Consider the following 7,008-nt stretch of genomic DNA (forward strand, 5'->3'; position numbering starts at 1 on the left):
ATCATGGGCTGGTTCCGCGAAAACGAGCGCGGCTTTGCCATGAGCATCAGGCAGACGGCGGTGCCGCTCGGTGGCGGACTTGGCGCGCTTGTGCTGCCCTCGCTTGCCCTGGCTTTCGGCTTTGGCGCGGTGTTTGGGGTTCTGGCGGGCGCATCCGCTCTCTCTGCCCTGTTCGCCTGGCGCTGGCTGCACGAGCCGCCGACGGCGGGCGAGGGCCATCTCGCTTCGGCAACTGTGGCCGGACCGGCGCCGCTGCGCAATCCGGACGTCTGGCGTATCGCGACCGCCATCGGCCTGCTCTGCTTTCCGCAAGTGGCAGTGCTCACCTTCGCCTCCGTGTTCCTGCATGACTTTGTCGGACTGGGAACGGCAGCGATCAGCGGGAGCCTCGCCGCCGTGCAGATCGGCGCCATGGTCATGCGCATCTGGAGCGGCCGCTTCACCGACCGCCACGGCAACCGCCGCCAGTTTCTTCGCTTGTGCAGTGCGCTCAGCGCGCTTGCCTTCTTGGTGCTTTGGCTGCTGGTTCTGGCCGGTCCCGCCATGCCGGGCGGACGGTTCTTCCTCATGGCTGTCCTTCCCGTCGTGCTGATTGTCGCGGGCATCTCGGTCTCCGCATGGCACGGCGTCGCCTATACCGAGCTTGCCACGCTTGCCGGTGCCGGCCATGTCGGAACCGCGCTCAGCCTTGCCAACAGCTTCGTTTTCGTCGGCTTCTTCCTGGTGCCGGTGGCCATTCCGGGGCTCTTGCACCTCTGGTCATGGTCCGGCGTCTGGCTGTCGGCCGCCATCTGCCCCCTGATCGCCTGGCCGATCTTCCTGCGCCCGGCCTGAGTTCGCATGCCGGCCGCAAAACCGCCCGACTTCGGAACCACCACCTCCAGCCGATCAGGAAAACCCGATCGAACCCGTTAACGTCCCATCAAGGTTAATGCATCATTTTGCTCTCCAGTGGGGTCTGTGGCGTTCCTGGAGAGAGTTCCGTGCATCGACGTGTGTTGAAGCGGCTTGTTGCCGCCGCCGGTGAGAGAAAACGTGGCTTTCTGACCCCGTTCGTCATCGGTCTCGGCATCTGGATCGGCTTTCCGACCGTCGCCGCCTACCAGGACATGACGAGCCTCGTCTCCGGCCTCGAAGCATCGAGCACCCGCTGGAATTCCTATGTCGAGAAATCCGTCGCCGGCTCGACCCATGCGGCCGAGATGCCGTTTGTCGATTCCGACATCACCGGCTCCATCTCCGGATCGGGCGTCCATCTGGCCGGCGTCGGCAACGTTTCGTTTCGCGGCAAGGGCGGCAAGGTCAGCGGCACGCCCGACGAGGATCGCGTCGTGCGCGCCGAGAAGAAAGGGCGCATCGTCCAGATGTCTCCCGTGGCGCCGCCGAAGAACTTCAATGCCGGCTCGATCTTCGAGCGCACCTCTTCCTTGCTGCGGCCCAGCATGGACAGCGGCCTGAAGATGGCCTTCGCCAAGCCGCAGATCAAAGGCAAGGAAATCCAGATTGCCGCGGCATTCCATGCACGCGAGGACAAGAAGCCGGATCCCGGCGTGCCGGCCATGCTGGCAGCCCTGGTCAACAATGACCATCCGGACGTGCTGGCGACCGCCTATGCGCAGTCCGAGCCCGACTATGCCAAGGCATCGCCCTTCGAAGCCCTGCTTCAGGACGAGCAGCCCAACGACGGCCGTTTCATTCCGCCGATGACCAAGGGCGATCATTCTTGGATCCAGAACCCGCTGCCCGCCAGTGTCTTCTCCAAGAAGGAGCAGGCATGCCTTGCCAACGGCATCTATTTCGAGGCGAGGAGCGAGTCCGTGCGCGGTCAGGCCGCTGTCGCCCAGGTCATCCTCAATCGCGTCCGCAACCCGGCCTATCCGAATTCGATCTGCGGCGTCGTCTACCAGAACGACAGCTGGTTCAACCGTTGCCAGTTCTCCTTCGCCTGCGACGGCAGGAAGAAGCGCATCGACAGCCCTGTCGCCTACAAGACTGCCCAGGATATCGCCATGGCCGTCACCGCCGGCAAGATCTTCATCCCGGAGGTCGGATCGTCGACCCACTACTACGCCCAATATGTCCATCCCGTCTGGGCGCGCACGATGCAGAAGATGACCAAGATCGGTCTGCATATCTTCTATCGGACCTATGGTGGCGGCTGGAGCTGAGCGCGCAACAGCCGCTGATCTTTGGCGCGCCGCGCAGTCGATCGAAGAGCCATTGCCCGGGGGATTCGCGCCATGCATCACCATCATCGCGGCGGGCACGATGTCGCACCTTTATAACTATTTGATTTTGTTGCCTAAAATACATGGCAATGAACTTCCGCCCGTGGCTTGACGGGCGCAAACCCTCTAACTATGTTGCCGGCGACTTTAGAAGCGGACGGACGGTGACGGTCTGACCGGGCAGGGGGGTTGCGATGGCCGACAAGAATGGGCCAGACGGAACCGGAGAAACCGGCCGCGGCAAGCAGCATGAGCCCGACATCCGCGATGACGATCTTGAGCGCCGCCGGCGTGACCTTGAAGCTTCGCTTGCGACAAGGCGGCCGGACCGGCTCGAGGGGAAAGACGACGCGAAAGCGGGCAGTGCGGCCGGTTATGGCCAGGCGGTCAAACTCTCCAGCGAATTTATCGCTGGCGTGGTGGTGGGCGCCGGCATCGGTTGGATTATCGACCGTATGGCGGGGACATCGCCGTTGGGTCTGATCGTTTTCCTGCTGCTTGGTTTTGGCGCCGGCGTGCTCAATGTCATGCGTTCCGCGGGCGTTGTGGCAGAATTCGGACAGGGCGATAAATCGCGTCCTGGACGTGACGACAGCAAATGACCGTCCTCTAGGCGGCATTTGGAAATAGCCGCCTCTATGCGGCAATGGTAATTTAGCCGTGCGCGGCATTGACGGGGTTAGAACGTGGCAGCTGACAAGGTCGATCCGATCCACCAGTTCCATATCATCAAGCTGATTCCGATTAACATCGGCGGCTACGACCTGTCTTTCACAAATTCGGCATTGTTCATGGTCGTGACCGTGATCGTCGCGGCCGCGTTTCTGTTTCTCACGACGTCGAGCCGCAGCCTCGTTCCCGGCAGGCTCCAGTCGGTCTCCGAGATGGCCTACGAATTCGTCGGTAACATGTTGCGCGATGCCGCCGGCACGCAGGGCATGAAGTTCTTCCCGCTTGTGTTCTCGCTGTTCATGTTCGTGCTGGTCGCCAATCTGCTCGGCCTGTTCCCGTATTTTTTCACCATCACCAGCCACATCATCGTCACCTTCGGTCTGGCCATCCTGGTGATTGCCACCGTCATCATCTACGGGTTCATGAAGCATGGCCTTGGCTTCCTGAAGCTGTTCGTGCCTAAAGGTGTGCCTCTCGTGATGATGCTGCTTGTTGTTCCGATCGAGGTGATTTCTTTCGTATCGCGTCCGATCAGCCTCTCGGTTCGTCTTTTCGCCAACATGTTGGCAGGCCACATTACGCTGAAAGTGTTTTCGGGGTTTGTCGTCAGCCTCAGTGCATTCGGCGCCTTGGGCATTGCAGGCTCGATCCTGCCGCTGGCCATGGCTGTGGCGCTGACGGCGCTGGAACTGCTCGTCGCTTTCCTGCAGGCCTACGTCTTTGCCGTGTTGACCTGCATGTATCTCAACGACGCTCTCCACCCCAGCCACTAATAAGTTTCACCGGCGCGTGACGCCAACTACAAACTGTAACGACAACGGAACGACAGGAGTTTGACATGGACGTATCTGCAGCAGCTGCAATTGGCGCCGGTATCGCTTGCCTGGGCATGGGTGGCGCGGGCATTGGCCTCGGCAACATCTTCGGTAGCTACCTCTCGGGCGCGCTGCGCAACCCATCGGCTGCCGACGGCCAGTTCGGCCGCCTGATTTTCGGCTTCGCCGTGACCGAAGCGCTGGGCATCTTCTCGCTCCTGATCGCTCTCCTCCTGGTGTTCAAGTAAGAAACACCGGCTGACGAAGTGAGGCGCATGGTGCGACCTTACCGTATGGACAGGGAAATAAGATGTTCGTGACATCTGCCTTTGCGGAAGAGACCGCGCCGGCCACCGGCGCGGCAGGCGATACGCATTCGGGGACTTCCGTGCCCGCCGAGGCGCATGCCGCGTTCCCGCCGTTTGATCCTTCGACGTTCCCGTCGCAGCTTCTGTGGCTGGCGATCACCTTCGGGCTGTTCTACCTCTTCCTGAAGCGGGTTGTGATGCCGCGCGTCGGGGGCATCATCGATGTCCGCAACGATCGCATCACCAAGGATCTCGACCAGGCAGCCAAGTTGAAGGGCGAGGCCGATGCCGCCGTTGCTGCCTACGAGCAGGAACTGGCGGAAGCCAAGACCAAGGCCAACGCGATCGGCCAGCAGGCCAACGATGCGGCCAAGGCCGAGGCCGAGACCGCACGCAAGAAGGTCGAGGCCGCGCTCGACGCGAAGCTCGGCGAGGCCGAAGCCCGCATTTCTTCCATCAAGGCCAATGCCATGAAGGAAGTCGGCAGCATCGCCGAGGACACCGCTTCGGCGATCGTCGAGGCTCTGGTCGGCGGTAAGGCCAGCAAGGCCGAGATCGCGGCCGCGGTCAAATCCGTGGCCCGGTGAGGAGCGCATCATGGATTACACATCTCTCGCGACGCTCTGGGCCACGATAGCCCTCATCATTTTCCTGGGCGTTGCCGTCTACATCAAGGTGCCTGGCATGATCGCCAAGGCGCTCGACGCCCGCGCCGCCAGGATCAGCAATGAGCTGGACGAAGCGCGCCGGCTGCGCGAGGAGGCCCAGCAACTGCTCGGCCAGTATCAGCGCAAGCGCAAGGAAGCCGAGCAGGAGGCCGCCGACATCGTCGCCGCCGCCAAGCGCGAAGCCGACATGCTTGCCGCGGACGCGCACAAGAAGACCGAGGACTACGTCGTCCGGCGCACCGCGCTTGCCGAACAGAAGATCGGCCAGGCCGAGCGTGACGCCATCAGTGAAGTCCGCGCCAGCGCCGTCGACATCGCCGTCGAGGCAGCGCGCACGCTGCTCGCCGGCAAGATCGACGCCAAGGCGGGTGCCGATCTGTTCAAGGCTTCGCTCGCGGACGTGAAGTCGAAGCTGAACTGAGCGGTTCTCAAGCCGCCGACATGGAGCCGCCCGGGCAACCTGGCGGCTTTTTTGTTGTGGGATAACCGCATGGGCGAAGCGATCGAGCGCGACATCTCCCCCTCGAGGGCAGGGGAATCGCAGATAAGTTGATTGGCTCTTGCCAAGCAGGAAAAGAGGGATTCTTGAGAGGCTTTCTCGTTGCAGAGGAGGCCGCAGTGCGGTTGGTTATGTCTATCCTGCGAGAGGTCCGCGATCCGCGCGATATCAATGCGCGGCATAATCTTGCGGAACTTCTGTTCCTGGCGCTTGCAGCGACGCTGTGCGGCGCCAAAAGCTGTGTGGAGATTGCTGAATTCGTGGAGGGCTGGGAAGACGACCTGAAAGAGATCGTCGAACTGAAGCATGGGTGTCCGAGCCACGACACCTTCAGCCGGGTGTTTCGGCTTCTTGATCCGCAGGAATTGTCGAACGCGCTGATCACCTTCATGTCGGCGTTGCGGCGCGAACTTGGACTTGGCTCGCCGCGTGGCGTGGTGGCCATCGACGGCAAGGCGCTCAGGCGCGGCTATGAGAAGGGGCGTGCCTTCATGCCGCCGCTGATGGTCAGTGCTTGGGATGCCGAGACCAGGCTGGCGATTGCAGCAACGCGGGCGCTGGCCTCCGACGAGGTTGGGGCGACGCTGGCGTTGCTGAAGAGCTTGGATCTCAAGGGCTGCACGGTCACCGCCGACGCCTTGCATTGCCGCCCCGACACGGCCGAGGCGCTGATTGCGCAGAAGGCGCATTACGCCCTCGGGCTGAAGGCCAACCGTGGCCGTCTGTTTGCCGCGGCTGAGAAAAGCTTTGCCGCGGCAGGCGAGATCGCCTGCTTCGAAACGCGCGATACGGCTCACGGTCGCACCGAAGTGCGCCGAGCCAGCATCTTGCCGCTTGCCAAACTCAAGGATCTGCCCGTGTTCCCCGGCCTCAAGGCCATCGGCCGCATCGAGGCCCTGCGCACGGTCGACAACAAGACGGCTGCGTCGGTCCGCTACATCGCGCTCTCCAAGCTGCTCACGCCCAGCAAATTGGCCGAGACCGTACGTGCCCACTGGACGATCGAGAACCAGTTGCACTGGAGCCTTGATGTCGTCTTCCATGAAGATGACGCCCGCACTCGAAAGGACAACGCTCCACAAAACCTGGCTGTCATCCGAAGGCTCGCGCAAAACATCTTGGCTGCCCATCCGCTCGACAAACCAATCGCCAGCAAGATGCGAAGGGCAAACTGGAGCAAAGACTTCTTCTGTGACCTCTTTACTCATATGCGATAGCCCTGCCCTCGAGGGGGAGATGGCCGGCAGGCCAGAGGGGGTCGCCGCGCGTGAAGCGCTAGCCTCTTCTTTGCTGAAAAATGGCGTGGTGCCCAGTCGAGCGGACCCCCTCTGTCGCCTTCGGCGACATCTCCCCCTCGAGGGGGGAGATTAGCTGCCATCGCCGTCGGCTCACTCCAACCCGATGAAGCTCTCTTCCTCAATGACCTCAGCCCCGCCCAGCCTGAACGGCGCGAACGACACGCGGTGCAGCCGCGCCACCGGGCCATGTGCTTCGATCGCCGTGCGATGGCGGACCGTGGCGTAGCCCATATGGACTTCGAAGCCGTAGCGGTCGTGATGGTTGCCGCAGCCGCACATCATGCGGTCGCGCATCACCTTGGCGACGATCGAGGCGGCAGCGATCGATTGCGAACGTTGGTCGCCCTTGATCAACGCGCGCCCTTCACAAGGCAGTCCCGGCGGCACGTCGCGCCCGTCGGCAAGGGCGAGCTTCGGTTGAACCGACAGCCCGACCAGCGCGCGGCGCATGGCTTCGAGACTTGCTTTGAGGATGTTGCTGCCGTCGATGCCCTCGGCGCTGATGGAGGCCATGGAAATC

General features: G+C 62.4%; 9 protein-coding genes. 8 read left to right on the plus strand and 1 reads right to left on the minus strand.

Annotated features, from left to right (window positions below):
• From EN935_RS16275 to EN935_RS16310, 8 genes are all read left to right on the plus strand, one after another.
• A partial coding sequence (locus EN935_RS16275; RefSeq protein ID WP_164771159.1) for an MFS transporter occupies positions 1–834 on the plus strand: 834 nt, incomplete at its 5' end.
• A gap of 149 nt (positions 835–983) precedes the next feature.
• The gene (locus EN935_RS16280; protein WP_127373442.1) at positions 984–2,168 is read left to right on the plus strand and encodes a cell wall hydrolase; all 1,185 of its coding nucleotides are present in this window, start codon (positions 984–986) and stop codon (positions 2,166–2,168) included.
• A 254-nt stretch (positions 2,169–2,422) separates the two neighbouring features.
• Entirely contained in the window at positions 2,423–2,830 is a 408-nt protein-coding gene (locus tag EN935_RS16285) for an AtpZ/AtpI family protein (protein ID WP_109662126.1), read from the plus strand.
• A gap of 84 nt (positions 2,831–2,914) precedes the next feature.
• Positions 2,915–3,673: a F0F1 ATP synthase subunit A gene (locus EN935_RS16290; protein WP_127266091.1), complete on the plus strand. Its 759-nt coding sequence runs from the start codon at positions 2,915–2,917 to the stop codon at positions 3,671–3,673.
• A 65-nt stretch (positions 3,674–3,738) separates the two neighbouring features.
• Positions 3,739–3,963 carry a F0F1 ATP synthase subunit C gene (locus EN935_RS16295; RefSeq protein ID WP_109662130.1) on the plus strand — a complete coding sequence of 75 codons (225 nt, stop codon included), beginning with the start codon at positions 3,739–3,741 and terminating at the stop codon, positions 3,961–3,963.
• A 62-nt stretch (positions 3,964–4,025) separates the two neighbouring features.
• On the plus strand, positions 4,026–4,610 hold the full coding sequence (locus tag EN935_RS16300) for a F0F1 ATP synthase subunit B (protein WP_127265954.1): 585 nt from the start codon (positions 4,026–4,028) through the stop codon (positions 4,608–4,610).
• A 10-nt stretch (positions 4,611–4,620) separates the two neighbouring features.
• Positions 4,621–5,112, plus strand: a complete 492-nt coding sequence (locus tag EN935_RS16305; protein ID WP_126068361.1) for a F0F1 ATP synthase subunit B — start codon at positions 4,621–4,623, stop codon at positions 5,110–5,112.
• 209 nt (positions 5,113–5,321) lie between these two features.
• On the plus strand, positions 5,322–6,407 hold the full coding sequence (locus tag EN935_RS16310) for an ISAs1 family transposase (RefSeq protein ID WP_164757967.1): 1,086 nt from the start codon (positions 5,322–5,324) through the stop codon (positions 6,405–6,407).
• Positions 6,408–6,578: 171 nt separating this feature from the next.
• On the opposite strand, the gene EN935_RS16315 is transcribed toward EN935_RS16310, so the two are convergent.
• Positions 6,579–7,008: ribonuclease HII (locus EN935_RS16315; protein ID WP_348629893.1), on the minus strand; the 430-nt coding region annotated here is incomplete at its 5' end.

It is taken from the genome of Mesorhizobium sp. M7D.F.Ca.US.004.03.1.1 (assembly GCF_003998635.1).
In the GTDB taxonomy this organism is placed as follows: Bacteria; Pseudomonadota; Alphaproteobacteria; order Rhizobiales; family Rhizobiaceae; genus Mesorhizobium; species Mesorhizobium loti.

Coding starts and splice junctions, on each gene's coding strand:
- EN935_RS16305 (WP_126068361.1), top strand. CDS start 4,621: ATGGATTACACATCTCTCGCGACGCTCTGGGCCACGATAGCCCTCATC.
- EN935_RS16285 (WP_109662126.1), top strand. CDS start 2,423: ATGGCCGACAAGAATGGGCCAGACGGAACCGGAGAAACCGGCCGCGGC.
- EN935_RS16310 (WP_164757967.1), top strand. CDS start 5,322: ATGTCTATCCTGCGAGAGGTCCGCGATCCGCGCGATATCAATGCGCGG.
- EN935_RS16300 (WP_127265954.1), top strand. CDS start 4,026: ATGTTCGTGACATCTGCCTTTGCGGAAGAGACCGCGCCGGCCACCGGC.
- EN935_RS16295 (WP_109662130.1), top strand. CDS start 3,739: ATGGACGTATCTGCAGCAGCTGCAATTGGCGCCGGTATCGCTTGCCTG.